The sequence below is a fragment of the Neptuniibacter sp. PT8_73 genome (assembly GCF_047778045.1).
Lineage (GTDB): Bacteria > Pseudomonadota > Gammaproteobacteria > Pseudomonadales > Balneatricaceae > Neptuniibacter.
The window spans coordinates 2,948,122-2,974,339 of record NZ_CP180545.1 but is presented as its reverse complement, the minus strand read 5'-3'; the positions used below and the strand labels follow the sequence as shown (position 1 = coordinate 2,974,339).

General features: G+C 44.1%; 27 protein-coding genes and 1 tRNA gene. 17 read left to right on the top strand and 11 right to left on the bottom strand.

Annotated features, from left to right (window positions below; genetic code table 11):
• The first annotated feature begins 8 nt into the window (after positions 1 to 8).
• Positions 9 to 614, top strand: coding sequence for a DUF924 family protein (locus ACMXYN_RS13440; protein ID WP_415892262.1), 606 nt, complete (start codon positions 9 to 11; stop codon positions 612 to 614).
• A 56-nt stretch (positions 615 to 670) separates the two neighbouring features.
• Here ACMXYN_RS13440 and ACMXYN_RS13435 read toward each other — a convergent pair whose 3' ends face one another.
• Positions 671 to 1,573 (bottom strand): DUF72 domain-containing protein, encoded by a 903-nt coding sequence (locus ACMXYN_RS13435; protein ID WP_415892261.1) that lies wholly within the window; start codon positions 1,571 to 1,573, stop codon positions 671 to 673.
• 78 nt (positions 1,574 to 1,651) lie between these two features.
• Here ACMXYN_RS13435 and ACMXYN_RS13430 point away from each other — a divergent pair, with 78 nt between their 5' ends.
• From ACMXYN_RS13430 to ACMXYN_RS13405, 6 genes are all read left to right on the top strand, one after another.
• Positions 1,652 to 2,422: a motility protein A gene (locus ACMXYN_RS13430; RefSeq protein WP_415892260.1), complete on the top strand. Its 771-nt coding sequence runs from the start codon at positions 1,652 to 1,654 to the stop codon at positions 2,420 to 2,422.
• Positions 2,423 to 2,435: 13 nt separating this feature from the next.
• The gene (locus ACMXYN_RS13425) at positions 2,436 to 3,233 is read left to right on the top strand and encodes a flagellar motor protein MotB (RefSeq protein WP_415892259.1); all 798 of its coding nucleotides are present in this window, start codon (positions 2,436 to 2,438) and stop codon (positions 3,231 to 3,233) included.
• Positions 3,230 to 3,616: a PilZ domain-containing protein gene (locus tag ACMXYN_RS13420; protein ID WP_415892258.1), complete on the top strand. Its 387-nt coding sequence runs from the start codon at positions 3,230 to 3,232 to the stop codon at positions 3,614 to 3,616. The genes ACMXYN_RS13425 and ACMXYN_RS13420 overlap by 4 nt, the downstream gene beginning before the upstream one ends.
• 84 nt (positions 3,617 to 3,700) lie before the next feature.
• A tRNA-Met gene (locus ACMXYN_RS13415) sits at positions 3,701 to 3,777 on the top strand.
• Positions 3,778 to 4,346: 569 nt separating this feature from the next.
• Positions 4,347 to 4,937 (top strand): glutathione peroxidase, encoded by a 591-nt coding sequence (locus ACMXYN_RS13410; RefSeq protein WP_415892257.1) that lies wholly within the window; start codon positions 4,347 to 4,349, stop codon positions 4,935 to 4,937.
• Positions 4,930 to 6,258, top strand: coding sequence for an ABC1 kinase family protein (locus tag ACMXYN_RS13405; protein WP_415892256.1), 1,329 nt, complete (start codon positions 4,930 to 4,932; stop codon positions 6,256 to 6,258). The genes ACMXYN_RS13410 and ACMXYN_RS13405 overlap by 8 nt, the downstream gene beginning before the upstream one ends.
• Here ACMXYN_RS13405 and ACMXYN_RS13400 read toward each other — a convergent pair.
• Positions 6,220 to 6,630: a thiol-disulfide oxidoreductase DCC family protein gene (locus tag ACMXYN_RS13400; RefSeq protein WP_415892255.1), complete on the bottom strand. Its 411-nt coding sequence runs from the start codon at positions 6,628 to 6,630 to the stop codon at positions 6,220 to 6,222. The two genes, ACMXYN_RS13405 and ACMXYN_RS13400, sit on opposite strands and share 39 nt — an antisense overlap.
• Before the next feature lie 46 nt (positions 6,631 to 6,676).
• Between ACMXYN_RS13400 and ACMXYN_RS13395 the strand changes: the two genes are divergently transcribed.
• Positions 6,677 to 7,459 carry an SDR family NAD(P)-dependent oxidoreductase gene (locus ACMXYN_RS13395; RefSeq protein WP_415892254.1) on the top strand — a complete coding sequence of 261 codons (783 nt, stop codon included), beginning with the start codon at positions 6,677 to 6,679 and terminating at the stop codon, positions 7,457 to 7,459.
• 11 nt (positions 7,460 to 7,470) lie between these two features.
• Here ACMXYN_RS13395 and folM read toward each other — a convergent pair whose 3' ends face one another.
• The 4 genes from folM to ACMXYN_RS13375 all read right to left on the bottom strand — a co-directional run bounded on the left by folM (position 7,471) and on the right by ACMXYN_RS13375 (position 10,412).
• Positions 7,471 to 8,181: a dihydromonapterin reductase gene (folM, locus tag ACMXYN_RS13390; protein WP_415892253.1), complete on the bottom strand. Its 711-nt coding sequence runs from the start codon at positions 8,179 to 8,181 to the stop codon at positions 7,471 to 7,473.
• 17 nt (positions 8,182 to 8,198) lie between these two features.
• Complete coding sequence (locus tag ACMXYN_RS13385; RefSeq protein ID WP_415892252.1) at positions 8,199 to 8,516, bottom strand: DUF6482 family protein; 318 nt, start codon at positions 8,514 to 8,516, stop codon at positions 8,199 to 8,201.
• Positions 8,517 to 8,529: 13 nt separating this feature from the next.
• Complete coding sequence (folE, locus tag ACMXYN_RS13380) at positions 8,530 to 9,168, bottom strand: GTP cyclohydrolase I FolE (RefSeq protein ID WP_415892251.1); 639 nt, start codon at positions 9,166 to 9,168, stop codon at positions 8,530 to 8,532.
• Positions 9,169 to 9,362: 194 nt separating this feature from the next.
• The gene (locus tag ACMXYN_RS13375; protein WP_415892250.1) at positions 9,363 to 10,412 is read right to left on the bottom strand and encodes a Leu/Phe/Val dehydrogenase; all 1,050 of its coding nucleotides are present in this window, start codon (positions 10,410 to 10,412) and stop codon (positions 9,363 to 9,365) included.
• A 439-nt stretch (positions 10,413 to 10,851) separates the two neighbouring features.
• On the opposite strand from ACMXYN_RS13375, the gene ACMXYN_RS13370 reads away from it, so the two are divergent.
• Positions 10,852 to 11,376 (top strand): NTP transferase domain-containing protein, encoded by a 525-nt coding sequence (locus ACMXYN_RS13370; protein WP_415892249.1) that lies wholly within the window; start codon positions 10,852 to 10,854, stop codon positions 11,374 to 11,376.
• Here the strand turns inward: ACMXYN_RS13370 and ACMXYN_RS13365 are convergent.
• Entirely contained in the window at positions 11,364 to 11,825 is a 462-nt protein-coding gene (locus ACMXYN_RS13365) for a GNAT family N-acetyltransferase (RefSeq protein WP_415892248.1), read from the bottom strand. The genes ACMXYN_RS13370 and ACMXYN_RS13365 overlap by 13 nt on opposite strands.
• 325 nt (positions 11,826 to 12,150) lie before the next feature.
• On the opposite strand from ACMXYN_RS13365, the gene ACMXYN_RS13360 reads away from it, so the two are divergent.
• The gene (locus ACMXYN_RS13360) at positions 12,151 to 12,813 is read left to right on the top strand and encodes a TorF family putative porin (protein WP_415892247.1); all 663 of its coding nucleotides are present in this window, start codon (positions 12,151 to 12,153) and stop codon (positions 12,811 to 12,813) included.
• A 132-nt stretch (positions 12,814 to 12,945) separates the two neighbouring features.
• Here ACMXYN_RS13360 and gatB read toward each other — a convergent pair whose 3' ends face one another.
• The 3 genes from gatB to gatC are packed head-to-tail and all read right to left on the bottom strand — an operon-like array spanning position 12,946 to position 16,194.
• Complete coding sequence (gene gatB, locus ACMXYN_RS13355; RefSeq protein ID WP_415892246.1) at positions 12,946 to 14,400, bottom strand: Asp-tRNA(Asn)/Glu-tRNA(Gln) amidotransferase subunit GatB; 1,455 nt, start codon at positions 14,398 to 14,400, stop codon at positions 12,946 to 12,948.
• A 14-nt stretch (positions 14,401 to 14,414) separates the two neighbouring features.
• Positions 14,415 to 15,866: an Asp-tRNA(Asn)/Glu-tRNA(Gln) amidotransferase subunit GatA gene (gatA, locus tag ACMXYN_RS13350; RefSeq protein WP_415892245.1), complete on the bottom strand. Its 1,452-nt coding sequence runs from the start codon at positions 15,864 to 15,866 to the stop codon at positions 14,415 to 14,417.
• A gap of 40 nt (positions 15,867 to 15,906) precedes the next feature.
• Positions 15,907 to 16,194, bottom strand: a complete 288-nt coding sequence (gene gatC, locus ACMXYN_RS13345; RefSeq protein WP_415882026.1) for an Asp-tRNA(Asn)/Glu-tRNA(Gln) amidotransferase subunit GatC — start codon at positions 16,192 to 16,194, stop codon at positions 15,907 to 15,909.
• 223 nt (positions 16,195 to 16,417) lie between these two features.
• Here gatC and ACMXYN_RS13340 point away from each other — a divergent pair, with 223 nt between their 5' ends.
• From ACMXYN_RS13340 to ACMXYN_RS13310, 7 genes are all read left to right on the top strand, one after another.
• The gene (locus ACMXYN_RS13340; protein WP_007022323.1) at positions 16,418 to 17,455 is read left to right on the top strand and encodes a rod shape-determining protein; all 1,038 of its coding nucleotides are present in this window, start codon (positions 16,418 to 16,420) and stop codon (positions 17,453 to 17,455) included.
• A gap of 148 nt (positions 17,456 to 17,603) precedes the next feature.
• Complete coding sequence (gene mreC / locus ACMXYN_RS13335) at positions 17,604 to 18,416, top strand: rod shape-determining protein MreC (RefSeq protein WP_415892244.1); 813 nt, start codon at positions 17,604 to 17,606, stop codon at positions 18,414 to 18,416.
• Positions 18,413 to 18,910: a rod shape-determining protein MreD gene (gene mreD / locus ACMXYN_RS13330; protein ID WP_415882024.1), complete on the top strand. Its 498-nt coding sequence runs from the start codon at positions 18,413 to 18,415 to the stop codon at positions 18,908 to 18,910. The genes mreC and mreD overlap by 4 nt, the downstream gene beginning before the upstream one ends.
• Positions 18,911 to 18,924: 14 nt before the next feature.
• Positions 18,925 to 19,509 carry a Maf family protein gene (locus tag ACMXYN_RS13325; protein WP_415892243.1) on the top strand — a complete coding sequence of 195 codons (585 nt, stop codon included), beginning with the start codon at positions 18,925 to 18,927 and terminating at the stop codon, positions 19,507 to 19,509.
• A gap of 9 nt (positions 19,510 to 19,518) precedes the next feature.
• Positions 19,519 to 20,985, top strand: a complete 1,467-nt coding sequence (gene rng / locus ACMXYN_RS13320) for a ribonuclease G (RefSeq protein ID WP_415892242.1) — start codon at positions 19,519 to 19,521, stop codon at positions 20,983 to 20,985.
• Between the two features lie 18 nt (positions 20,986 to 21,003).
• Positions 21,004 to 24,870, top strand: a complete 3,867-nt coding sequence (locus ACMXYN_RS13315) for a YhdP family protein (protein WP_415892241.1) — start codon at positions 21,004 to 21,006, stop codon at positions 24,868 to 24,870.
• The gene (locus ACMXYN_RS13310; RefSeq protein WP_415892240.1) at positions 24,863 to 25,693 is read left to right on the top strand and encodes a carbon-nitrogen hydrolase family protein; all 831 of its coding nucleotides are present in this window, start codon (positions 24,863 to 24,865) and stop codon (positions 25,691 to 25,693) included. The genes ACMXYN_RS13315 and ACMXYN_RS13310 overlap by 8 nt, the downstream gene beginning before the upstream one ends.
• Here ACMXYN_RS13310 and yjgA read toward each other — a convergent pair.
• A complete protein-coding gene (gene yjgA, locus ACMXYN_RS13305; RefSeq protein WP_415892239.1) occupies positions 25,690 to 26,214 on the bottom strand; it encodes a ribosome biogenesis factor YjgA in 525 nt (174 codons plus the stop codon). The genes ACMXYN_RS13310 and yjgA overlap by 4 nt on opposite strands.
• Between the last annotated feature and the right edge of the window lie 4 nt (positions 26,215 to 26,218).

Below are 26,218 nucleotides of genomic sequence, written 5' to 3'. Positions count from 1 at the left end.
ATTTTTATATGATTGAAAAGATTGATGAAGTTTTGGGGTTCTGGTTCGGCCAAATAAAAGACGGCTTTACGGTATGTGATCGTTCAGAACTTTGGTGGGCGGGATCACCAAAAAATGATCGTTTAATCGCTGAGCTATTTGGTCATCAAGTGCGTCAGGCTTTACGAGGTGATCTAGATGCTTGGGCGGAAACACCACGTGGGCGATTAGCACTGATTCTATTGTTAGATCAATTTACCCGTACAATCTATCGAGGCTCTGCAGACGCTTTTGCAGGCGACAGTCAGGCTTTGCAACTGTGCCTCAGTGGACGCACCCAAGGGCATGATCAAGCATTAGAGTTTGTCGAACGCACCTTTTTCTATATGCCATTAGAACATGCTGAAAACCTGCAAATGCAGCAGTTGTGTGTCAGTAGTTTTGAGCAGATGTTGTTAGAAGTGGCAGGTGAGAAGAAACTACAAGTAGAAAACTGGTTGGATTTTGCTTGTCAGCATCATGAGCAGATAGAGCGCTTTGGTCGCTTTCCTCACCGTAATGAAGTCCTTGGGCGTAGTTCTTCGCCTGAAGAGTTAGCTTACTTATTACAAAGCCATAATCGCTGGGGTCAATAAGGTTTAGGGACAATAAAGCGCTGATGCCTTAAGCATAGGGGTAAGTAAAACTCTTTTTAGAACAGGGTGTCCTGTTTGCGACTTTGTTCTCGCCATGGTGTAAATAAACAACAGCCGGGAAGTGCCGCTTCAAGCTTCTCCACAAAGTAAGCCGCCAGTTGCGGTGCTTCGGCATTATCCGGCGTGTGGAAAAAGAAATAAGGTGTTTTGCCCGCTTGCATCCAAGTGATCGCTTTCTTTATCCATGGATCAAGGTAAGGGGCTCCCCATTTCCAATCTAACGGTGTGATAAAGCGAATCATAGGGGATTGCCCAGTTGAAATGGCATGTACAGGGAGTTGAGGTTTATGCTCTTTCGCTTTAAGGCTAACCACATCATCTGCGGGGTGTGCAAACAGGGAACGGGTATCAAAACTAATGCGATTACAGTTATGAGAAACCAACAGCTGATTTAGCTGTTGCTCGGCTTTTCCTTTTTGGAAAAACTCGGGATGACGAATTTCTACCGCATACTGCCAATCGGCGGGGAGTGATTTTAGGTAGTTTTCCAGATTGTTTAGAGAATCAGGCCCAAATGCAGCAGGTAGTTGGATGCAGAGTAGGCCTAGTTTCTCTTGTAGAGGAGCGAGCCGCTCGAAAAGCTGCAGTGTTTCATTTTTGCAGTGGGTGAGTTGTCTATGGTGGCTGATCTCTTGTGGGAATTTAAAGCAAAAACGAAATTGCTCTGAGGACTCTTTGTACCACTGTTCAACAGTGCTTTGTTTGGGTAAACCGTAAAACGTTGTGTTGCCTTCTACACTACTGAAATGGCGTGCATAAGCCTGTAGTACATGAACATGGCTGCTGCGTTCCAAGAAGTTATCTTGCCAAGCAGCATGTTGCCATTGAGTTAAGCCAATATAGCAACGAGGAGAAGTTATTGGTGAAGTAGAAGGTATCTGCACGTTTTTTATGGGCATGTAATGTACTTTGTTTCAAGAGAGTGTAGATTGTACTCTCAGATCATTAGTAATGCGTAGTTTAAAGAGAGAGATCTAATGGATTTTGCATCACTGTTGGGAATTATTTCGGGCCTAGCGTTAATTATCTCAGCCATTATTATGGGCGGTAGTGCCGATGTCTTTGTCAACGTGCCGGGCATGATGATTGTGGCAGGGGGTACTATTGCAGCCACTCTACTGACAGTTCAATTTAAAGATGTAATTAACTCCTTTAAAGGCGCATTTATTGTTTTTACCCAGGATAAAACAAATCCACAGGAAATGATTGATACCATGCTTGAACTGAGCCGTATCAGTCACCGTCACGGTTTGTTAAAACTGGGGGATGTTGAAAGTTCTTCGCCTGTGCTAAAACGCGCTTGTATGTTGATGGCTGAAGCAGCATCTGAGCAAGTTATTCGTAATACCATCCAAAACGAGATCGATTCATTAGTTTCTCGTCACCATGCTACTCAGGATGTGTTCAAAAAGATGGCTGCGTATGCCCCAGCATTCGGTATGTTGGGTACTTTGATTGGTCTAATCCAGATGCTGAGTGAATTGGATAATCCAGACGCGATCGGCCCCGCTATGGCGGTTGCTCTACTGACAACGTTTTATGGTTCTCTACTAGCGACTATGGTGTTTTTGCCTATAGCGGGCAAGCTGAAATCAAGAACCTTGTTGGAAGTGACTAACTTAGAAATTATTCGTGAAGGGTGTATTAGCATACTCACTAATGATCACTATATGCATGTGTACGAACAACTTTCGTCTTACATTCCTGCTGCTCAGCGAAAAAAAGTAGCGATAGGCAAGAAAAAGTAGCTGGGAGATCTAAATGAACTCTAAGAAAACATTAGTCGAGGAAGAAGAGGGGGCTAGCTGGATCTACACATTTGCAGATCTCATGACCTTGCTCTTAGTGTTCTTCGTATTGCTGTTTTCTCTCTCTAGTGTTGAAGCTGAGCGTTTTGAAAAAGCAGTACGATCCTTGAATGAAGCATTTCAGGGGGATGATGGTGCCAATAGCATTATCGATCTGCCCCACGATGCCCCAGTCAAAACTGAGATCCCAGAAGAGATAGAAGAGTCGCTCCCTGCTACAGATATTGCAGATAAAGAAGCAGATAAGCCTAAAGAGAATGAAGCCGAATCACAAAACGTAGCGATTGATTCTGAGTGGACTAATTTAACCGATGAGCTAAATCAGCAGTTCCAAATTGCTGTAGCATCAGATGCTGTAGAGGTCGGTACTCCTAAAGATGGAAAAATGACCATCAAAGTTAAAGGCGATGTCCTATTTCCGTCGGGTTCTGCCGAGTTTAATACAGAGATGATGACTGTTCTGGATTCAGTGGTTCTCACTTTAAAGAAAAACCCTGATTTGAAACTCAGTATTAACGGCCATACCGATAATATTCCAATTGAAACACCGCGCTTTCCCTCTAATTGGGATCTCTCAGCTATACGTGCAACCAATGTCCTTCGATATATGGTACGTGGAGGTCTAGACGTGGATCGTGTAACAGCTACTGGTTATGGAGATTCGGTGCCAATTTCCTCCAATGCAACGTTAAGAGGACGAGCAGAAAATCGTCGATTGGAGTTTGTGTTAGAGAAAAGGGCGGCGCAGTGAAGATACCGATAGAATTAGAACTTTCTGAAGAAGAAAACCGTCGCCAAGCTTTTCGAGCAGCTTCGAGTGGCCAGGTTAAAATGACGATTGGCGAAACGACGGTTGAGCTTTTGGATATCTCTGAGACTGGGGTTGCCTTTAAAACGGATCAAAGCTTTTCTGGTTATTTAGAAGATGTTGCTATCCTTTTTAAAACTCACAAAAAATACCGCTTAAAACCGCGCTTAAAAGTTTCTTTCTGTGGTAAAGGTCGTTGTGGTGCTGAATTTGAAGGTTTGTCAGATAAAGCCCATATGGCTTTATCTGAGTTAGTGGTTAGCTTGCAAAAGGAGCTTATTCGTCGAGAACGCGCTTTAAGAGAAGCCGCAGAAGATGGCGCTTAGGCAGGGCTTTCTATCTAATTGAAAATAATCTGAAAAAAGGCTTGTGGTTTAGGGTAAGCATCTATAATATACGCGCCACGTTGATGCGGGGTGGAGCAGCTTGGTAGCTCGTCGGGCTCATAACCCGAAGGTCGTTGGTTCAAATCCAGCCCCCGCTACCAAATTTAGATTAAACCGATTTAGTTAATTCTAAGTCGGTTTTTTCGTTTCTGGGGTATGGTAATTTGAGTGGAGCAGCTTGGTAGCTCGTCGGGCTCAGCTCTTGTAACCCCGGGCGAAGGTCGTTGGTTCAAATCCAGCCCCCGCTACCAAATTCAGATTAAGCCGATTTAGTTAATTCTAAGTCGGTTTTTTCGTTTTTGAGGTGTGGTAATTTGAGTGGAGCAGCTTGGTAGCTCGTCGGGCTCAGCTCTTATAACCCCGGGCGAAGGTCGTTGGTTCAGCAATGGCGAAGCCATTACCATCTAGCACGCAGTGCGCAGCCTGAAAGGTGGCGATAGCCAATCATTCCAGCCCCCGCTACCAAATTTAGATTAAACCGATTTAGTTAATTCTAAGTCGGTTTTTTCGTTTCTGAGCCCCTTCTTTTCAGTCTATCCTGCAGTTTCAGTTCTCATGGTTCCTTTTGTCTTAGAGCGATACAAATACCAGATATGCTCTTTACCTCGGTTGTATAATCCGAATGCTTATTTTGTTCGTATGCATTTGGAAAGGAATCCGGAGGAAAGCTATGAATTGGGCTGTATCTTCAATCATCATGTTTCTGTTTTGCTCGCTGCTATTTATCAGGCCGGCCTCAGCAGAGATTGTTGAAGCTGAGCAAGGTCAGGCATGTCCCGATCTGCTTAACTACCGCTTTAAACGACTAGGTCAAGATCAACACGAAAACCTATGCGAAGCATATTCTGGAAAGCTCATGCTCGTGGTTAATACCGCAAGCAAATGTGCTTTCACGCCACAATATGATGGTCTTGAAAAACTCTATCGAAAATATAATTCCTCGGGTTTTGTCGTACTTGGGTTTCCGTCTAATGATTTTGCCGGTCAAGAGCCTGGTACTGAAAAACAGATCCTTAATTTTTGCCGCTTAACCTACAGCGTTGAGTTTCCTATGTTTGAGAAAGTTCACGCTGTTAAGGGCAAGGCTCATCCTTTTTATCAGCACTTAGCAAGTTTGGCTGATGGGCAGTACCCCGGATGGAATTTCCACAAATATCTTATCTCCCCAGAAGGCGAATTAATCGCTAATTTCAAAAGCTTCACTAGGCCTTCAGATAAAGGCTTGGTCAATCTCATTGAGGCGAATTTACCTAATGGATGAGTTGTTTGATCAAAATACAAAAGCGGTTCCTACCTCAAGGATCTCACGACTAAGTAAGTTAGGGGTTCTAGCAAGCAAAGTTGCCGGAAATATGCTGGTGGATGGTGGTAAAGAGCTGATGCAAGGCAAATCACCAGCAATAAGAGATCTCCTTATCTCCGAGAAAAACTTAAAACAGCTAGCAGATAAGCTGGCCACTATGCGAGGTGCGGCTATGAAGGCTGGGCAATTGCTTTCGATGGATGCAGGGAGTTTAGTTCCGCCTGATATGGCTGTATTGCTAGAGCGATTAAGAGCCGATGCGGTCACTATGCCAGCTGTTCAGTTATTAGATGTACTGGAAAAAAATTGGGGGGATGAGTGGCAGGATCAATTCCAGCGTTTTAGTTTTAAGCCAATTGCAGCCGCTTCGATCGGACAAGTCCATAGAGGTTTAACGCTCGATAACAGGGAACTTGCGATAAAAATCCAATATCCTGGTGTCAGAGAGAGTATCGATAGTGATTTAGATAATGTTTGCGGACTATTGCGTTTCAGCGGCTTGATTCCCAAGGACTTGGATCTAACCCCACTGGTTGATGAAGCTCGGAGACAATTAAAGCTTGAAGCGGATTATCGCCATGAAGGCCAGCAACTACGAAATTACGCTGCGAACATGGCTACTTTCTCTCGGCGAGAAGAGTTGATGTTCCCTGCATATCATGAGGACCTTTCGACCGATCAAATCCTCTGTATGAGTTATATGCAGGGGCAATCTATAGAGAAATTAGCTTACGCCTCTCAAGAAGAGCGGAATCGCGTGATGTCTTTGATGATGGAGTTGTTTTTTGCTGAATTTCTAGACTATCGTTGTGTGCAAACAGACCCTAATTTAGCTAATTTTCTCTACAACCTAGAGAGTAAGCAGTTAGTGCTTTTAGACTTCGGGGCGACGCGTGAGTTTGAACCTTCTTTTGTTGATAACTATCAAAAAGCATTGCACGCAGCTACTGTCGAAGATCGTACAGCATTGGCCTCAGCATTAGATAAGCTAGGTTTTTTTGCTCAGGGTAAGGAAGTAAAAAATCTCGATGTCGTTTTGGATATCTTTATTCTTGCGACTGAGCCTTTGAGATTTAAAGGAAGCTATGATTTTTCAGGTTCGCAATTGGCGGAGAAAATTAGAGATAAAGGCCTTTCGATTAGTAGCGACCCTGATGCATGGCACTCACCACCACCGGATATACTTTTCCTTCATCGAAAAATGGCTGGACTGTATCTCATGGCGACGCGCTTTAATGCTTCAATTGATATGAATCGATTGGTTTCTCGATATTGGTGAGCATTGATCATTGCAGCGTTTTCTAATACGCCATGCTGCGAAGCGTGTGTAGATAAACTCTGATAAGGGCTCTAATTTTAGGGCTTTTATTACACTAGCAATTTTTTTATAACGCGGCAGATTTTCCCAAATTAAGAGGAAGCTTGCGACACCTGTGATGGTTGTTCCATCGCTATTAATACTGTGAAGCCTCTCCATCGCTGCGTTTAGTTCTATGTTGTGATCAGATAAGCGCTCTGGATTTAGATAGATATCCACCCATTCAATAGAACTATCAGTATCTACTCGTTGGTAATGATTAATCTCTTTTTTACATAGAGGGCAACCACCGTCGAAAAATACGATCGGTTTAGCTTTTGATTCTTGCAACATAGTGTTTGTTCATCGCGGATTTATTCATCTATTACGGCAAAACCCTTTGATCGGTTCAAATGTTTTAGTCGTATCAGTCTGTATGAACAGTGTAAACAACAGACATAAAAATGTAGTCCTAATCGGTACAACAGGTGGAATTGGATCAGCACTGATCAAACAGCTTCTTCAAGATTCTGATGTTGGGCATATTTTTGCTTTTTCACGCTTGTCAGCAGAGAAGCCAATAGAGCTATGCAACAACAAGGTAACTTATGGCTATCTCGATCTGTATTCGGAAAAGAGCATTTCTCAATTGGGCGTGCTTCTAGAAAGCATAGAGCTTGATTTGGTATTGGTTTGTTCTGGGCTACTTCATGATGATCAAACGCAGCCAGAAAAGCGCCTCAGCCAGGTCAATATGGAAAACTTCCAAAAGCTTTTCCATATTAATGCTACAGCGCCTATGTTAATTGCTCAGCAGCTTGTGCCTTTGCTTAATAAAAAGCGCAAAGTTGTATTTGCTGTTATTTCTGCACGGGTGGGCAGTATAAGTGATAATCGCTTGGGTGGTTGGTATGGTTATAGAGCCAGTAAAAGTGCTCTTAATATGCTGCTTAAAACTTTATCGATAGAAGCACAGAGAAAACTCCCTCAATCCATCATTGTCGGTTTGCACCCGGGTACAGTGAACACAATGTTGTCCCAGCCATTTCAGAGTAAGGTTCCAGCAGAAAAATTATTTACTCCTGAGCAATCTGCTAGCTATTTGTTAGGTGTCCTAGAGGCGCTACGTCCTGAACATAGCGGGAGAGTATTTGCTTGGGATGGTGCAGAGATACTCCCCTAATGTGCAATTATCTAACGGATATGCCTGCCACCATCTAACGACAGTGTTCTGCCGGTCATGTACTTGCTGTCCAGCAGATAATCTACCGCTTTAATAATCTCCTCAGTCCCTGGCGCAATTTTTAAAAGAGATTTGTCTAACGCTTTGGCTTTATAAGCGCTGTCGTCTTCAGGATTGAACATGATTAGAGAGGGCGCAATTGCATTCACTTTGACTTTTGGTGTGAGCAGAGATGAAAAGGACAAGGTCATATTGCTTAGTGCTGCTTTGCTCGCTGCGTAAGCGATATGTTTGTCGCTACCTTTATCCACAACATAGTCGGTAATATTAATGATGTCGGTAGTAGATTCGCAATTTTCCAGCAGGGGTTTTAGTGCCAAATTGAGTTGGTAAGGAACGCCGGCATGGATCATCATCATTTTGTTGAAGATGTCTTCGGGAGAATGCTTGCTGGTTTCAGGTAGCCAGTCTGAAGCATTGTGAATAATGCCTCTGAGGCTGGTGTAGTTACTCTTTACATGGTCGATAAGACGATTAAGGTCTTCTTGTTTATAAAAGTCGCACTCAATTAGGTCGGCATCAGAGATCTCTTCTAAATTATCGTAATAGGTTCGATATGTTCCAATAACAGGAATGCCGTGCTGTATAAAATGTCTGCACAATGCAAACCCGATACGTTTGCCTACGCCGGTGATAAGGATTGGTTTTGATTTGTTTACCATCTTTTCTGATATCCGTATTAGTGACGTGTGTCAGCAATTTGTTTCCAAGGTAAAGAGGTTTCAAAGCTATCAGGGAAAACGCTTGGAGGCTGTCCGACCATTTCGTCATAAGCGCTGTTGGGTCTGCGAAGTGTGTAGTGCTCAACATCTATAAATTGAAAGATCTCTTGAATCTCAAGCAGACTGCGACTTTTAAAAGGAGAGTCGCCTTGATATAAGAGCCGTTCTTCACCTTCTGCCTCTACTGTCACTTGATAAAGCATCCAATCAAGTGAGTGAATGACGACTTTATCTATCGGCTCTAGGTCATGTATATCTTCTACTTGCAGTTTCATCGCTAGCACCTATCTATGTTAGAAACTCTGCTCTTGTGCGTTCATTGGTCTTAAATATGCCGCCAAGTGCAGTGGTTTCAGTAGCTGAATTAACATCCATTACACCTCGAGATTTAACGCAGTAATGTGTAGCGGAGATCGAAACAGCTACATTGTCTGTTTCCAATAAAGTCTGGAGTGCAATTAGAATTTGCTTCGTTAGACGTTCTTGAACTTGAGGTCGTTGGCTGAAGAACCTAACTAATCGATTGATCTTAGATAAACCAATAATTTTTTTATTAGGGATATAGGCGACTTTTGCGGTGCCATCAATAGTGACGAAATGATGTTCGCAGGAACTCACAAGATTGATATCGCGGACTTTGACCATCTCGTCCACATCCATTTTGTTTTCGATCATCGCTATTGCTGGAAAATTCTGATAATCCAAACCAGAGAAGATCTCATAAACATACATCTTAGCTACGCGATGGGGTGTTTCTCGTAAACTATCGTCTTCTAGATTTAAGCCTAAGGTGCTTGCAACCTCAGTCATAAGTCCTTTGATTCGTTCGTATTTTTCGTCTTGGCTCAGTGGGGATTCGATGGTGGGTGTCTCTAACCCTTTTTCTATGAGTTGGTCTCGAACGGCAGCAGCTTCTGCAGAAATCATAATGTTACCCCTAACTGTATTTGTACTTAGTACGAGATAAATATTGATTTAGATCAATAAAATTGTAGCGCTTTATGGGGAGGAAGGGGGAGTTGACCCTGATTCTTAAAAGGGAGTGTGAAACAAAAAAGAGGGATGTGAAAAAAGCTGACATCGCTAAATGCCAGCTTCTGTGTGTGGCTTGATGGTTAGAGTTAGCTCAAACGTTCCACTGCAAGTTCATCTGCAATTTCACCCGTAGGGCGATTTTCCTTTGTCGAACGATTAAAGATTTCGTTGAGCGTATCTCCGATACCTTCAATATGTGCTTTGGCTTTTTCTGTGTTATATCCGCTACGCTCGTAGGATATATCAATGATTCCACCTGCATTGATGGCGTAATCTGGCGCATAGAGAATGCCACGCTCATGTAAGTCATGATCGTGTTGAGGGCGTGCTAACTGGTTATTAGCTGCACCGGCAATGACTTTTGCCTTGATAAGGGGGATGGTTTCATCATTCAAGCTAGCACCTAATGCGCAAGGTGCGACTACATCAACCTCCTGCAGCAGTATTTGGTCTAATGGGACAGCCTTAGCACCCAACTCGTTCACTGCCTTTTCTACTTGCTCTGGGTTGATATCACTAACAAATAGCTCGGCGCCTTCCTTGTGTAGGTATTCAGCCAGACGGTATCCCACATTCCCAATACCTTGGATGGCGACTTTAAGCCCCCTAATATCAGTGATGTTTAGTCGATGTTTAACGGCGGCTTTTAGACCTATGAATGTTCCGTATGCCGTTGCGGGCGATGGGTCGCCGTTAGAGTGTTGGCCGTCGATACCAGGATGATCGGTTACACCCGCAACATTGGCGGTATATTGCCCCATTACCTTCAGGTCCGGCACGGATGTTCCAGAATCTTCTGCGGCTATATATTGATGGCCGGTTTGCTCTAAAAAACGCCCCATTGCGGCCAAGAGTTCTTTGTTTTTGTGTTGGCGAGGGTCGCCGATGATAACGGATTTTCCGCCACCTAAGGCTAGGTTAGCCAAGGCTGATTTGTAGGTCATCCCTTTGGATAAACGCAGTACATCAGTTAGGGCTTCTTCGTCATTAGCATAATTCCACATCCGACAACCACCCAGGGCTGGGCCGCGATGGGTATTGTGAATTGCGATTATGGCTTTTAAGCCTGTTTCTTGGTCGTTGCAGAAGACGATCTGTTGGTGTTGATCGAATTCAGGGTGATTAAAAATGGTCATTATAATTCCTGAAACGTCTCTATCGTCCAATGAATGGAGCTCGATAGAGTATTGGTATTACTGGAAAAAGAAATTAAGCAGAAGCGGTGGTGTTCGGCTGAGAAAAGCTGAAATGGTTATGAACCAACGACTACTTTAAGGTTTAGCAATCCAACAATTGAAGCGCTTCAACTTGACTGACTATCAGAGAAGAGAGTAGGGGCTTTTTAACAAAAACAGTCATAAGATTTTACCTCTAGGTTGGATCGCAACCGGATAATTAAGTACACAATGTGTGGTATCCGCAGGCCCTTGTGAGGCCGCAATGAGCGGAATAGTACCAGTGATCTTAAGCTAAGAACACAGTGTACTTGGCCTCTGATATTGGAAAATGAGCGAAATCATAGTCTCTGGTTATACTTATAACGGCATTAACCAACCCCTGAGGTTTAATTAACAGATGGAAGTTAACGCGATTGTTTATGTTGGTGGTGACTTGGACAGCGAAGGTCGTTCTGCTGCTATGCGCTATGATATTGGTTTACGCTGTATTGAGTATGTCTTGGATCAGCTACCAGAAGAGGTTACCTTGGTAACCCTGTTGGCTAATAATGATCAGCCTCGAGTTGAAGATCTATCTTTGCCGGTTATTTATGCTGATTCTTCGCCACACGGTTTTTTGTCGGATCTTCATAAAGCGCTTGTGGAACAACCTAAAAGGCGAGTATTGGTGCTTTCTGGTGCTGATGATCGATTCACAAAAGAGCATTATTCGCAGCTTTTAGATCATTCTGAAAGATTGCCTCATATGACCGTTATCTCAACTCATAAGGGGGAAATACTCCCTTTCCCTATGATTCTCCCTGCGGGTATTGTTGAAGATATAGGAGAGTTTCTATCTGACTCTGCGGGCTCTGTCGCAGATTGGTTAGAGCAAAGTGTCTTCATTGAATGTGAACTCACAGATGTGCCTTATCTGTTGTAAACCATAAGCTGAGTTTTGCTCCCTCTATTACAATAGGCTTTTTGTTTTTTCAGTAGGTAAGAGGGTGCTGACTCAACGGCAGTTTTAAAACCGAGTTTTTGGTAGAAGAGAACAGCATCATCATAAGCAAAACAATACAGCGTAAGATCTGAGTTTATTTGCTTAGTACAAATCTCTTTCAACAAAAATCTGCCTAGGCCTAGCCCTCGGTGCTGCTTTCCTACCCATAAACCTCTCAGAATTATTAGCGCGCCTTGTTCAGTATTGTACTGCTGTGGGATAGTGGAAAGCCTAGCTGCGGCGACTATCTCTTTGCCTATCGATAGCCAGGTGCAACGATCATCTGATTGTATGCGCCCCTTATGGCCATTTCTTTTATAGAAACGCCCTAGGTCTGGTGATTGCAGTTCTTTACCAAAAGCGGAATGAATACAGATATTAGATACCACTGCTACCTAATCCTCATTTTCGAAAGCCATTTCTAATGGGCGTCTTCAATTGTTTCGATAACCTTTCAGAAGGGGTTGCTCTTGCCTAGGCAGCCACCTCTTGATGATTGTTGGATTATATCGAAAGTCGGCATGTCGAGATGTGCTTATATTTGGTGCGTGTGCACAAAAATGGAGTTCATATTTGGTGCATGGGTTTATTGATGGTCACTCAAAAAAAAATTTAATCATATTAACTTGTTGTTTTTTATATAGATATTCTAGTTGGCACGCACTGTGCTAGATGTGAGTTAATTGTGAAATATTATATTGAGGGGACAACATCATGGTTAAATCTACCACTAAAACATTGATCGCTGCGGGCCTATTATCTGCTTCAGCTTTAGCGCAGGCAGGTTTGTCTGCGAATATTGGTGCTTCTAGCGAATACTACTTCCGTGGCTACGACCTGTCTGAAGGTCCGATGATGAGTGGTGGCTTGGATTATGAAGCTGACAATGGCCTTTACGCAGGTGTTTGGGTTGCAGGCTTTGAGAACCCTACAGATGCTTCAGATCCAGCAACTAGTGAAGATAATGAGCTAGAGTATGATATTTACGGTGGCTATGCAGGTGAGTTCGGAGATATTTCTTATAGCGTAGGTTATACCGGTTATTTTTATAAAGAAGCTGATATTTCATTCCATGAGCTGAATTTCAATTTTGGTTATGAGTTCTTGAGCCTAGAGGCTACGTTTGGTACTGAGGATGATGATACCTCTGCAGATGCTACAGATGATGATTACACATTCATCGCACTGACTGGTGAGTATGAAGGTGCATATCTGACTCTAGGTACTTACGGTAAAGATTACGATGGTGATTATGCAGAGCTTGGTTACGGCACTTCTTTCCAAGGTCTAGATTTCGGTGTTGCTTATGTGAGCACTGATAGTGATATTGATTCAGATGGTATGTATTTCACTATCGGTAAATCATTCGATCTATAAACAAACATCGCCTTTGATTGATGTACACATGCTAGGAATTTTTGCCCATCTTCGGATGGGTTTTTTTTAGCAAAAATACAACTAAAAATGCCGTGCTAAGCACGGCATTTTTAGTTTTGTTAGATTGTTTGCTTAAGAGCAAAGTGCATCTAGTTTTTGCTTTAGTACACCTTGAACTTGGCCTGGGTTGGCTTTACCTTGAGAGGCTTTCATTACCTGACCCATGAAGAAGCCAATCATCTTGCCGCGTTTCTCTGGCTCAGCATTTACATACTGTTCTACCTGAGGACCGCTGTTAGCAATCACATCGTCAACGATCTTCTCGATAGCGCCGCTGTCTGTTACTTGCTTAAGGCCTTTTGCTTCGATGACATCATCCGCGCTGCCGCCTTCGTTCCACATAACTTCAAACACTTGCTTGGCAATTTTGCCAGAGATCGTGTTGTCTTTAATGCGTGCAAGCAGGCCGCCGAGTTGCTCAGCGGATACAGGACTATCAGCGATAACCGTATCATTTTGGTTAAGCATTTTAGATAGCTCACCCATGACCCAGTTAGCTGCTATTTTTGCGTCCTTAGAAGCTTTGGCTACAGTTTCAAAGTACTCCGCCATAGTGCGATCACCTGAAAGAACCATCGCATCGTAATCACTCAGTTTATACTCTTTGATAAAGCGAGTTTTACGAGCATCCGGTAATTCAGGTAGAGAAGCGCGTACCGCTTCGATATAGCTGTCATCGATCTCGATCGGCAGTAGGTCTGGGCAAGGGAAGTAACGATAGTCGTTGGCTTCCTCTTTCGAGCGCATTTCACGGGTCTCGTTTTTCTCAGCATCATACAGGCGCGTTGCTTGAACTACTCGGCCGCCATCTTCAATCAGGTCAATCTGGCGTTCGATTTCACCGGCGATTGCTTTTTCGATAAAGCGGAAAGAGTTGATATTTTTAGTCTCGGTACGCGTACCAAACTCTTCTTCACCTTTGATGCGTACGGATACGTTACAGTCACAACGGAAAGAGCCTTCCGCCATGTTACCGTCACAGATACCTAGACTGGTTACAATCGAGTGAATCTTGCGCACATAGGCAACGGCTTCTTCTGCGCTGCGCATATCTGGCTCAGATACGATCTCAAGTAGCGGGGTGCCGGCACGGTTAAGATCGATGGCTGTCATGCCCGGGAATTCATCGTGAATTGACTTGCCTGCATCTTCCTCTAGGTGAGCACGTGTTACGCCAATACGTTTTTCGGTACCGTCTTCTAGAGTGATATCAATGTGACCCACGCCTACGATAGGGTGGAACAATTGACTGGTTTGATAACCTTTTGGTAGATCAGGATAGAAATAGTTTTTACGGTCAAAAACAGATCTACGGCCGATCTCAGCATCTACAGCTAGACCGAATTTAACAGCCATGCGAAGTGCTTCTTCGTTAAATACAGGCAGAGTGCCTGGTAGTGCTAGGTCTACCGCACACGCTTGTGTATTAGGTTCGGCACCAAACGCTGTGCTGGCACCGGAAAAGATTTTGGAGTTTGTCGCTAGTTGGGCGTGAATTTCAAGCCCGATTACCGCTTCCCATTCCATAGTAAATAAACCTCTTAGATGCCTTGTGGTGTCTGTTTATGCCAATCAGTCGCCAACTGGAACTGATGCGCAATATTTAGCAGTTTCTGTTCAGCAAAATAGTCGCCAATGATCTGAAGACCTGTTGGTAGACCATTAACACTGCCGCAAGGAACAGACATGCCAGGAAGGCCAGCAAGGTTTAGGGAGATTGTGAAAATATCTTCCATGTACATCGCTACTGGATCAGACGTTTTTTCACCCAGTTTAAAGGCAGGGTGAGGTGTTGTGGGGCCCATGATGACATCAACTTCAGTAAGTACCTTAGCGAAGTCGTCACGGATCAAACGGCGGATCTGCTGAGCTTTGTTGTAGTAAGCATCGTAGAAGCCTTCAGATAGAGCGTAAGCACCAACCATAATGCGGCGTTTAACTTCAGGTCCGAAGCCTTCACCACGGCTGCGTTTGTATAGATCTTCTAGATCAACTGGATCTTCACAGCGATAGCCGTAACGTACACCATCAAAACGAGATAGGTTAGAAGACGCTTCTGCTGGTGCGATAATGTAGTAAGCAGGAATAGATAGCGCTGTATTTGGCAGGCTAACTTCTTTTACTGTCGCGCCAAGCTTTTCAAACTCTTTGATCGCTGCTTGAGTGTGTGCAGCGATATCGGAATCCATGTCATCCATGAAAAACTCTTTCGGTAGGCCGATACGTAGGCCATCCAAAGGTTTATCAAGGTCAGCTGTGTAATCAGGTACTTCACGATCTACAGAAGTGGAATCGTGCTTATCGAAACCAGCCATTACGTTTAGCATCATCGCCGCATCTTCTGCGGTTTTAGTCATTGGACCACCCTGATCTAGGGAGGACGCAAATGCGATCATACCGAAACGAGAAACACGGCCATAAGTTGGTTTAAGGCCGGTGATACCGCAAAGCGCTGCCGGCTGACGGATAGAGCCGCCTGTATCTGTACCTGTGGCAGCAGGAGCTAGTTGCGCTGATACCGCTGCTGCTGAACCGCCAGATGAACCACCTGGTACACAGTCAGTGTTCCAAGGGTTTTTAGCTGCACCGTAGAAGCTGCTCTCGTTGGAAGAGCCCATGGCAAATTCGTCCATGTTGGTTTTACCCAACATTACCGCACCAGCCTGATTAAACTTGTTAATAACAGTCGCGTTGTAAGGCGCAACAAAGTTATCAAGCATCTTTGATGCGCAACTCGTGCGAACGCCTTGTGTACAGAAGATATCTTTGTGCGCAATCGGTAGACCGGTAAATGCACCAGCAGTGCCCGAGGCAATGGCTTCGTCCGCTGCTTTAGCTTGAGCTAAAGCTTGCTCTTCAGTCACTGTAATGTAGCTGTTGTATTTACCATCTTCAGCCTTGATGCGTTCTAGGTAGGCTTGGGTTAATTCAACACTACTAAAATCACCCGTCTTCAGCCCTTGAGCTAATTCGGCAAGTGTTTTTTCAAACATGGAATACTTATCCTTAATCAATATTCTGGCTGAATGGGTATCACTCAATAACTTTAGGTACTAAGAACAAACCGTTCTCTACAGCAGGTGCTACAGACTGTAGCTGCTCTCGGTTGTTTTCTTCAGTAACGTCATCGCTGCGTAAGCGTTGTACAGCATCCAGAGGGTGTGCCATTGGTGATACATCAGTGGTATCAACGGCCTGCATCTGATCAACCAGATCCAGAATATTTGTCAGATTTTGCGCGTATTCAGGAGTGTCCTGTTCTTCAATTTGAAGGCGCGCCAGATGGGCGATTTTGTCCACATCAGAGCGATCCAGAGACATAATTTACTCTCGCTTGTAGGGGTGGCTTTATGAGAATGCATAAAGGGAAAAAACTTAAAGATGTACGTTACCATATCGTCAAAGCTTCATGAAGATAATTTAGCCAGTGTTTTTAAGTAGTTTTACTGATTTTCGCCTTGCTCAAAGCGCCTACCGTTGTTAGAGTTACGTGTTTTCAGGATATAGCGGCTATACCTGCAGAATTTCTTAGGACTCCCTGTACATGCTCAAGAAAATTCGTGGTCTTTTTTCCAGCGATCTGTCCATTGACCTGGGCACTGCAAATACACTGATTTATGTCCGCGATAAGGATATTGTTCTTGATGAACCGTCTGTTGTCGCGATTCGCCAGACTGGTAATCAAAAATCTGTCGCTGCAGTAGGTGCTGACGCAAAACGTATGCTGGGTCGTACACCTGGTTCCATCACAGCTATTCGTCCAATGAAAGACGGCGTTATTGCCGACTTCCACGTGACTGAAAAAATGCTGCAGTACTTTATCAGTAAAGTTCATGACACTAATTTCCTAACACCAAGCCCTCGTGTATTGGTGTGTGTGCCTTGCAAATCTACCCAAGTAGAACGTCGTGCGATCAAAGAATCGGCGATGGGTGCAGGAGCACGTGAAGTTTATCTAATCGATGAGCCAATGGCTGCTGCAATCGGTGCAGGCTTGCCTGTTGATGAAGCAAGCGGTTCAATGGTTGTTGATATCGGTGGTGGTACGACCGAAATCGCTGTTATCTCTTTGAATGGTATTGTTTATGCGGACTCCGTTCGCCTAGGTGGTGACCGTTTTGATGAGTACATCGTGACTTACGTTCGTCGTAACTACGGTAGCTTGATTGGTGATTCGACTGCTGAGCGTATCAAGCAAGAGATCGGCACGGCTTACCCATCTTCCGAAATGCACGAAATTGATGTGCGTGGTCGTAACCTAGCTGAAGGTATTCCGCGTAGCTTTACGCTTAACAGCAACGAGATCCTAGAAGCGCTTCAAGAGCCGTTATCTGCGATCGTTCAAGCTGTTAAGAGTGCATTGGAGCAATGCCCACCTGAATTGGCTTCTGATATCGCTGAACGCGGTATTGTATTGACCGGTGGTGGCGCACTATTGCGTAATATCGATCGTTTGATTAGCGAAGAAACAGGTCTACCTGTAATCGTTGCTGAAGACCCGCTTACATGCGTAGCGCGTGGTGGTGGTCGTGCTCTGGAGCTATTGGATAAGCATGGCTTCGAGCTAGTTAGCCATGATTAACCCATGTGTGATATTGATTCCAGCCTAATATTTGATGCTTGCCTCCGACATATCCACATATGTCAGGGGGTGAGTTATTAAGACTATATTCCTCGGCCGATCTTCTGGCCGTTTTTTCTTTTTCCTAGTTATTTTTGCCTTTGCGCTGATGGCTGCTGATCTCTATTCAGCTAAAGTCAGAGAAGGTCGCGCCTATCTATCCCTACTTTTAACGCCGTTGCAGTGGATTGTTGATATTCCAAGCCGTGTTGCGGGTGAGGTCTCGGATGTTGTGGTTGACCGTAGTCTTCTTATAAAAGAAAACGCAAAGCTAAAATCCGAGGCGTTACAGTTGGAGCGTAAAGTCCAGCAAAACGCAGCACTTCGTCAAGAAAATAACCGCTTGCGAGCGCTACTTCGTGGTAGTAAACGGGTTGATGAAGAGGTTGAATTGGTTGAGTTGATCGGAGTTAACCCCGATCCTTTCCAGCATCAGGTGATTATTAACCAAGGCAGTGAAAATGCGGTCACTGTTGGTCAGCCTATATTGGATGCTGGTGGTGTGATGGGGCAAGTGACAGAAATCTCTCATTACACCAGCCGCGTTATGCTGATTACTGATGCTCGACACGCCTTACCTGTAGAAATTAATCGCAATGGTTTTCGTTCTATAGCGCTTGGTAAGGGACAGTTGGATGAGTTAGAGCTCAATCATGTACCAGATACGGCAGATATTGAAAAAGGCGACTTGGTTATTACTTCGGGTTTGGCTCAGCGATTCCCGCGTGGTTACCCTGTGGCAATTGTATCTGAAGTGATTCGAGATCCTGGTCAACAGTTTACCAAAGTGACCATTAAGCCGACGGCTTTGTTGGATAAATCTCGTCATCTGTTGTTAGTGAAAATGCCAGAACCTAAAGTTGAACCTGACATTGAAGCTCAGCCTCAACCTCTATCACAATCACAAGAGGTGAGTGAGTGACGCCTGGGTCGCCTGCTGCTTCGGGTGGTGGATTAATTATCCTTGCCACTTTTCTGATCGGTTTAATGCTTAGTCAGATGCCTCTGCCTTACTACCTAGAATGGGCGCGCCCTGAGTGGATAGCGATGATCCTTATCTATTGGGTCATGGCGTTACCCCATCGTGTTGGCATGGGGATGGCTTTTTTCTTGGGTTTGTTTCTAGATGTTATTAAGGGCAGTGTCTTAGGTCTAAATGCACTATCACTGACGATAATTGCCTTTTTAACATTACTTTTACATCAAAGACTTAGAATGTTTCCCGTCATACAGCAGGCCATGATGGTGATGGTGCTGGTGGGTATCAATCAGTTATTGTTTCATTGGATGCAGGCGTTCACAGGTTATACGGGTGAGAGCTTGATATTCCTTCTGCCTTGCTTAATCAGTGGGCTGTTATGGCCTTGGTTGTTTGTTTTTTTACGCGGTATTCGCCGTTTGTTCCGAATACGCTAAAGGAAGGCCTTTAAATGGAATTGATTCTTGCCTCAGCTTCCCCAAGACGAAAAGCATTACTCGATCAGATTGGAGTGCAATGTTCTGTAAAGCCTGTTGATATCTGTGAAGATGTTAGAGATGCTGAACTAGCAATGGATTATGTTGAGCGATTAGCGATTGAAAAAGCGCACGTTTGCTTTGATTTAACTGATGGCTCTAAAGCAGTGTTAGGTTCTGATACTACCGTTGTGCTTGATGGTAGGATTATGGGCAAACCAACTGATCAAAATGAAGCAATAGAAACGCTTCAAAGGCTATCGGGTAATACTCACCAAGTACTCACGGCGGTTGCGGTGGTGACATCGGAACAAACGCGATCTGTTGTAGTCACAACCAACGTTCGTTTTCGGGAAATTTCACTAGCCGAATGTGAAGCTTATTGGCGTTCCGGAGAACCGCAAGATAAAGCTGGATCTTATGGTATTCAAGGATTTGGCGCTGTGTTTGTTGAAGAGATTAAGGGTAGCTATTCTGCAGTAGTGGGTTTACCTCTGACAGAAACGGCTGAAATGTTAGTGCAGGCGGGTATTCGCATCTGGCATTCGCAAAAGAATTAAGGATAGGGCATGGGCGAAGAGATACTGATCAACTTTACACCGATGGAAACTCGGGTTGCGGTTATCGAAAATGGGATGCCGCAAGAAGTATATGTAGAGCGTGTTCATCGTAGAGGTATTGTCGGCAATATTTACCAAGGTAAAGTTGTACGCGTTTTACCAGGGATGCAGGCTGCATTCGTTGATATTGGTTTAGAGCGTGCAGCATTTATCCATGTTGAAGAGGTGCTTTCTCAAAGTGCCACGCATGAAGAAAAGGCTAATACCTCCATTGCACAAGTGCTTCGTCAAGGCCAATCGTTGCTTGTTCAGGTAACCAAAGATCCTATTGGTACTAAAGGTGCTCGCCTAACTACTCACCTTTCTCTTCCTTCTCGTTATCTGGTGTGTATGCCCGGTAACAGTCATGTTGGTGTTTCTCAACGAATAGAAGATATGGAAGAGCGTGATCGATTACGTGCGATCATGAAAAAACTTGTATCCACCGACGATGGCGAGCCTGCTGGGTTTATCTTGCGTACGGTGGCTGAGGGTGCTGCGGAAGCAGAGTTGGAAGCTGATACTCAGTTTTTAAGACGTTTATGGGCTTCTATTAAGGAGAAAATCGCAACAGCTAAAGCGCCAAGTGTTATCTATGAAGACCTACCGCTGAATATGCGGGCGCTACGAGATATGGCTCACTCAGGCTTAGAGAAGATCAGAATTGATTCCAAAGAGACATTCCAAAAAGCGGAAGACTTTGTTAAAACGCTGGTGCCTGAAGTTGCTGATACGCTTGAGTATTATCCAGGTGAACGGCCTATTTTTGACCTCTTTAATGTTGAAGAGGAAATTCAAAGAGCTTTAGGGCGCAAGGTAGAGCTAAAGTCCGGTGGTTACCTTATTTTTGACCAAACAGAAGCGATGACGACGGTTGATGTGAATACCGGTGCATTTGTTGGTCATCGCAATCTAGAAGAAACGATTTTTAAAACGAACCTTGAGGCTGCAACAGCGATCGGTCGTCAACTTCGTTTACGTAACCTTGGCGGTATTATCATCATCGACTTTATCGATATGGAAGATGCTGATCACCAACGCCAGGTACTTAGAACGCTAGAACGTGTGCTAGAACGCGACCATGCGAAATGTAAAGTTACAGGTGTATCCGATCTTGGTTTGGTTGAGATGACCCGTAAGCGTACTCGTGAGAGTTTGGAGCAGGTGCTCTGTGATGTTTGTAGCGAATGTCAGGGCCGAGGATCAATTAAAACGCCTGAAACGGTTTGTTATGAAATCTTCCGTGAGATCCTTCGCCAGCATAGGGCCTATGATACGGATAGTTATTTAGTACTAGCAGCGCAGCCTGTAGTTGATTATCTGCTTGATGATGCTTCCAACCATGTAGCGGAGTTAGAAGCTTTCATAGGCAAGACGATTCGTTTTCAGGTGGAGCCTATGTATAACGCTGAAAACTTCGATGTTGTTTTGCGCTAAAGCTAAAAAGGATTGCTAGTGAAACGCCACGCTCATTCTGTCTTTTGGTTCCTGTATTGGGGACTTGCTGCGCTTGCAGCAATTGTGGCGCTCTTGCTGTTCTGCATCAAAATCTTGGTAGAAGATGTTGATCAGTATCGATTAGATATCCAGCAAAATTTATCTGAACAACTTTCTGCGCAAGTTCATATTTCAAGCATCGCAGGTGAGTGGCGAGGCTGGCAGCCCGTCATTTCTCTTCGTGGTGTATCGGTAGATCAAATAGAAGCAGAAGCAGGTGCTTCCTTTGGTTTACTGGAGGGTGTTGTTGCCCTAGATACAGGGGCCTCGTTAAAGGCACTCACACCTGTGTTTTCTCAGTTTGATCTTCAAGGCTTGACGTTGAAGTATGATCAAACACTTGTTTCTAAAGATATTACTGCATCAACTCAAGATCTTCCGTCGTTAGAAGCAAAAACAGAGCGGGGGGCTAAATCCCATAAAAGCTCCGACCTTTTATCTTTTCTATTAATGCAGCGTGCGATCAATATTGAGAATACGCGTATTGTTGTGATCCCTAAAAGCGGTGATGAAATAATTGTTGAGCCGATACAGCTACATCTTCAACATGATGGTGTACTGCATCAGCTTAAAGTTGATGCGGACCTAGTGACGGCATCGGGCAAAGCAGATCTGAAGTTCGTAGCTGAAGTTGAAGGTGATCCTACAGAAAAGGCAGCGAATTTTTATCTAAAGCTATCTGGGCTTGATCAGCAGTTGCTCAATCCTTGGTTAAAACTAATAGATGTTCAGTTAGATGGTTTGCAGGCTGAACAGGAAATTTGGGGACAAAGCTATAAAGGAAAATTAGCGTACCTAACAGGCAAAACCTCAATTGAAAATTTTGCTTATCAAGATTATGTGTTTGAGCAATTTGCCGTTCAAAGTGCACTGGTGCGAAGAGATCATAGCTTTCAGTTGCAGATTACCGATCTGATAATAGGTGCTGCTGAAGAGCAATTTACCTTGCCCCGAATGAGCTTAGATCTTGTTCGAAATGGGATTGCGATCAAACCACAAAAATTGATGATCGACCGTATTGATCTGCAGCGCTTATCGGATCTGATCATCAAACAACCTTTCTTACCGAAATCTGCTATTCAGGTAGTAGATACGCTATCGGCGGAAGGGATTTTGGAAAACTTATTGGTGTCTTGGGGCAAAGATGCTGAATTATCAGATTTTAAGTTACTTGCGGACCTTAATAATGTAGGTGTTGATGCTTGGGGGGATGTGCCTGAGCTAAAAGGAATTAACGGGTTATTAAAAGCAGATATTGCTGGAGGAGAAATTCATCTACAAAGCGATGATTTCATCATGCAATACCCTACGTTGTTTGATTACCGCTGGCAGTATCAACATGCTGAAGGTGTAATAGGTTGGCGTTTTGAAGACAAAGGCGTGGTGGTTGCTTCCCAGTTACTTCGTTTGAAAAACGAAGGTGTTTCTGCGTCTGGGCGCTTTAGTATTTATCTGCCTTTTTCACGTGACGAACAGCCTCTTTTAAACCTACAAATCGGTATGCAAAACAGCGATGGTTTGCATGCTAAGTATTACATTCCTCCAAAGGAAGTGGGTATAAAGACTTACGATTGGTTAGTAGCTGCTATTAAGCAAGGGAATATCAATCAGGCGGGGTTTGTACTAAATGGTGTTACTCGCTCACGATTGGATGATTACCAGTTACCTAGTGTGCAGATGTTCTTTGATCTGAGTGAGGCGTCTTTTGAATATCAGCCGGGTTGGCCTGAAATTAACAAGGCGGATAGTTTCGTTTTCTTTCGAAATGGAGAATTAACTGCTGAGGCCAAAGGCGGGAAAATCTACAGTTCTGATATTGATTTCGCTTGGGTTCATCTACCAGTTTCTACTGATAAACTACTTATAGCAGGTAGTGTTAATGGCTCAACAAAAGATATAGAACGCTTATTAACTCAAAGTCCACTGCGAAAAGAGGTCGGTGATGAGTTAGCGGCCTGGGAAATGAAAGGCGATACCGAGACCCGTATTGAGATTGATTTACCTCTCAAGGGTAATAAAATCCCCCAAGTCGATGTCAATTCCGCCATTGCAAACGGAAGGTTTCACTCTAAACAAGAGGGAATTGATTTTTCGAACATCAATGGGTCGGTGAGATACAGTTCCTCCAATGGCCTTTCTTCTAACAAGCTCGATGCACAATTGTTTGAGCAACGTATAACTGCTGCTATTAGTACCCAGAAACGTAAAACCGCTATTGAAATCCGTGGTGCGGTGAAAGCGGACTATTTGCGAAAATGGTTGGACTTAGATCTTTTAAAAGTTGCTCAAGGGAAGCTCTCTTATAGTGCGCGATTGGATATGTGTCCGGGTAAAAGCTGTAATCAGTTGGTTATCAAAAGTGATTTAAAAGGTATCGCCTTATCAGCACCATCGCCACTTGCAAAAACGGCCGCTCAATCGAGTCAGTTAACCATCATCAGTGATTTAGGTCGCCAGTTTAAAGATGATCGAAGTGTTGTACGTTTTAACTTAGGTAATAAGCTGCGTGGCGTAATGCTAAATAGTAATAACAAGGTCTCTAGAGGGCGCTTCACTTTAGGTGGAGAGAGGCCTTCTTTGCCAACGACACAGGGCATTTGGGTAAACGGTCGAGTTTCGATGCTCGATTACGATCAATTGGAGCAGTTTTTCCAAACAGCCGGTTTTACCGAAAGCGCTGCTGCTAAATCTGAGCCTACTCAAGCGGATAATTTATTAAAAGAAGTCGATTTGCAGATTGACCAGTTTAGTTTTGAAGATATTGTGCTGGATCAGCTTAAAGTAATTCTAACACCTTATGTCGGCGGTTGGATGCTAACAGCTAATAGCCCTCAAGTGGGTGGCAAACTCTGGATGCCAGAGGGTTCTGACAGGCCTTATAAGGTAAAACTAGGCCATCTGCGAATTGAGAAAGATGAAAGTGATAGTGAGCAGAGTGGTGCAGCGATAACGCCGCCTGTAGATCCTACAGTTTTACCTAAGCTCGACTTTAGCGTCGACAACCTCGAACTCAATGAGCTTCCTTTGGGAAGTTGGCGATTTATATTAAGGCCAACCCCTTCAGGGGCTGTAGTGAAAGATATTTCGGGCAATATGCATGGTTCTTTAGTTCGGGGCGAATTACGTTGGGATAAAAATGGAAAAGAGCTTTCTGATCTAACTGTAAAGCTAGATAGTCAGGACTTTGGCAAAGTTCTCGACGCATGGGGTATCTCAGATACCTTAGAAACCAAAAGCCTAAATGCATACTTGCAGCTTTCATGGAGTGGTGCTCCTTGGAAGTTTGAAGTGGGTAAGTCGAATGGTGAAATGCAGTTTACGGCCAGGAATGGGCGTCTACTTGATGTGGGTAACTCAGGCAATATTCTTCGCATCTTCGGTATTTTGAATCTGCAATCATTAGGGCGAAGGCTCAGGTTAGACTTTACCGATCTCGTGAAAACCGGAGTGGCTTTTGATGAGATGAAAGCAGATTACTCTATTAAAAATGGTATTGCGTATACATCCTCTCCTTTCATGATGACGGGGCCATCTGCCAATATGGCTATGAGCGGTAGCCTGAATCTAATAAACGAAACGGTTGATAAGGAGATTGAAGTCGCTTTACCTGTTACTGATAACATTCCTCTAGTAAGCGTATTGCTCGGCGCCCCGCAAGTAGCAGGTGCGGTTTTCCTTTTTGATAAATTGATTGGTGACCCTTTAGCTAAGTTCACTACGGTTAAGTACCGTATGAGTGGAGATTGGGGTAATCCGGAAATCGATGTGGATCTCAATCAGAAGAAAGAGCAACCGGAACTAGATCAGGAGCTTCATGATGGCTAAGTTAGCGGTTGCCCAGATGGTTTCTGGAGAGTGTGTTGATACAAACTTAGAAGCTGTTGAACAACTCGCGGAAGAGGCTGCTCGATCAGAAGCTAAATTGTTACTCCTGCCGGAGAATTTTGCGCTGCTGGATTCTCGTGCGCTTATCGATTTGGCTAGGGATGAAGTCAAAACCCGAAGAATACACAACTTACTATCTTTGCTAGCAAAGCAATATGGCCTTTGGATTGTGGCTGGCAGTGTACCTGTATTGAGCCAAGGAAGTGATGAAACAAAGGATAAAGTTTGGGCTGGCTGCTTAGTCTTTGATAGCCAGGGAGCGTTGAAAGCCTCTTATAATAAGATTCACCTCTTTGACGTTGATGTGGCTGATGCGCATGCGGCTTATAGGGAATCAGATTTTATTCAAGCGGGAAGTGATCTCGTTACTGTTGATACTCCGTTTGGCTGTATTGGGCTAGCCATTTGTTATGATCTAAGGTTTCCGGAGCAGTTTCAAAGATTACGCCAAATGGGTGCTGATATAATTACAGTACCTTCGGCTTTTACCTATGTGACAGGAAAGGCACATTGGGAGGTCTTATTGCGCGCACGGGCAATAGAGAACCAATGCTATGTTCTAGCAGCTAACCAAGGGGGCGAACATAGTCCTAGCCGCAAAAGTTGGGGACACTCGATGATTGTGGGTCCTTGGGGAGAGGTGCTTGCGGTTAGAGAGTCTGCAGGTAAGGGCTTAGTATTTGCCGATATTGATTTAAAAGACGTGCAGGACAGGCGAGGTGCCATGCCTGTCATGCAGCATAGAGCTAAAGCGGGCTTTTAAACACCGTCTACCTCACGTAAATACTTAAACAGTTTTCTGGCTGCTGCCGGTGGCTTTTCCAGTTTCTGTTCTTTTTGAGCATTGCGAATTAATTGACGCAAATGCTGGATATCAGCATTTTCATGTTCGGCAACATAGGCTTGAAGGGCGCTGTTGCCTTCACCTATCAATCGGTCACGCCAGCGTTCTAATTTATGGAACGCTTGGGTATGTGCCTGATGACCTGCTTCGAATAGTCCGATAGCTTGTTCAATCTCTTCGCTATCTTCAGTACGTAGCAGTTTGCCGATAAATTGCAGATGTCTTTTTTGAGCGCCATTAGATTTAATGCGGTGAAACTCATCGATTGCGCTGCGTAAGCGGTCATCTAATGAAAGCTTATCGAGTTGCTCTTTATTTAGTTTCGTCAGCTTTGCACCTAAATCCTGCAGTGCATGCATCTGCTTTTTAACATCAGTCTTACTCAGCCATTCCTCTTCAGCATCTGACTGTAGGTGATCAAAATTGTCGTTTTCGCTCATGTTA

Coding starts and splice junctions, on each gene's coding strand:
- ACMXYN_RS13440 (WP_415892262.1), top strand. CDS start 9: ATGATTGAAAAGATTGATGAAGTTTTGGGGTTCTGGTTCGGCCAAATA.
- ACMXYN_RS13435 (WP_415892261.1), bottom strand. CDS start 1,573: ATGCCCATAAAAAACGTGCAGATACCTTCTACTTCACCAATAACTTCT.
- ACMXYN_RS13430 (WP_415892260.1), top strand. CDS start 1,652: ATGGATTTTGCATCACTGTTGGGAATTATTTCGGGCCTAGCGTTAATT.
- ACMXYN_RS13425 (WP_415892259.1), top strand. CDS start 2,436: ATGAACTCTAAGAAAACATTAGTCGAGGAAGAAGAGGGGGCTAGCTGG.
- ACMXYN_RS13410 (WP_415892257.1), top strand. CDS start 4,347: ATGAATTGGGCTGTATCTTCAATCATCATGTTTCTGTTTTGCTCGCTG.
- ACMXYN_RS13405 (WP_415892256.1), top strand. CDS start 4,930: ATGGATGAGTTGTTTGATCAAAATACAAAAGCGGTTCCTACCTCAAGG.
- ACMXYN_RS13400 (WP_415892255.1), bottom strand. CDS start 6,630: ATGTTGCAAGAATCAAAAGCTAAACCGATCGTATTTTTCGACGGTGGT.
- folM (WP_415892253.1), bottom strand. CDS start 8,181: ATGGTAAACAAATCAAAACCAATCCTTATCACCGGCGTAGGCAAACGT.
- ACMXYN_RS13385 (WP_415892252.1), bottom strand. CDS start 8,516: ATGAAACTGCAAGTAGAAGATATACATGACCTAGAGCCGATAGATAAA.
- folE (WP_415892251.1), bottom strand. CDS start 9,168: ATGATTTCTGCAGAAGCTGCTGCCGTTCGAGACCAACTCATAGAAAAA.
- ACMXYN_RS13375 (WP_415892250.1), bottom strand. CDS start 10,412: ATGACCATTTTTAATCACCCTGAATTCGATCAACACCAACAGATCGTC.
- ACMXYN_RS13370 (WP_415892249.1), top strand. CDS start 10,852: ATGGAAGTTAACGCGATTGTTTATGTTGGTGGTGACTTGGACAGCGAA.
- ACMXYN_RS13360 (WP_415892247.1), top strand. CDS start 12,151: ATGGTTAAATCTACCACTAAAACATTGATCGCTGCGGGCCTATTATCT.
- gatB (WP_415892246.1), bottom strand. CDS start 14,400: ATGGAATGGGAAGCGGTAATCGGGCTTGAAATTCACGCCCAACTAGCG.
- gatA (WP_415892245.1), bottom strand. CDS start 15,866: ATGTTTGAAAAAACACTTGCCGAATTAGCTCAAGGGCTGAAGACGGGT.
- gatC (WP_415882026.1), bottom strand. CDS start 16,194: ATGTCTCTGGATCGCTCTGATGTGGACAAAATCGCCCATCTGGCGCGC.
- ACMXYN_RS13340 (WP_007022323.1), top strand. CDS start 16,418: ATGCTCAAGAAAATTCGTGGTCTTTTTTCCAGCGATCTGTCCATTGAC.
- mreC (WP_415892244.1), top strand. CDS start 17,604: ATGGCTGCTGATCTCTATTCAGCTAAAGTCAGAGAAGGTCGCGCCTAT.
- ACMXYN_RS13325 (WP_415892243.1), top strand. CDS start 18,925: ATGGAATTGATTCTTGCCTCAGCTTCCCCAAGACGAAAAGCATTACTC.
- rng (WP_415892242.1), top strand. CDS start 19,519: ATGGGCGAAGAGATACTGATCAACTTTACACCGATGGAAACTCGGGTT.
- ACMXYN_RS13310 (WP_415892240.1), top strand. CDS start 24,863: ATGGCTAAGTTAGCGGTTGCCCAGATGGTTTCTGGAGAGTGTGTTGAT.
- yjgA (WP_415892239.1), bottom strand. CDS start 26,214: ATGAGCGAAAACGACAATTTTGATCACCTACAGTCAGATGCTGAAGAG.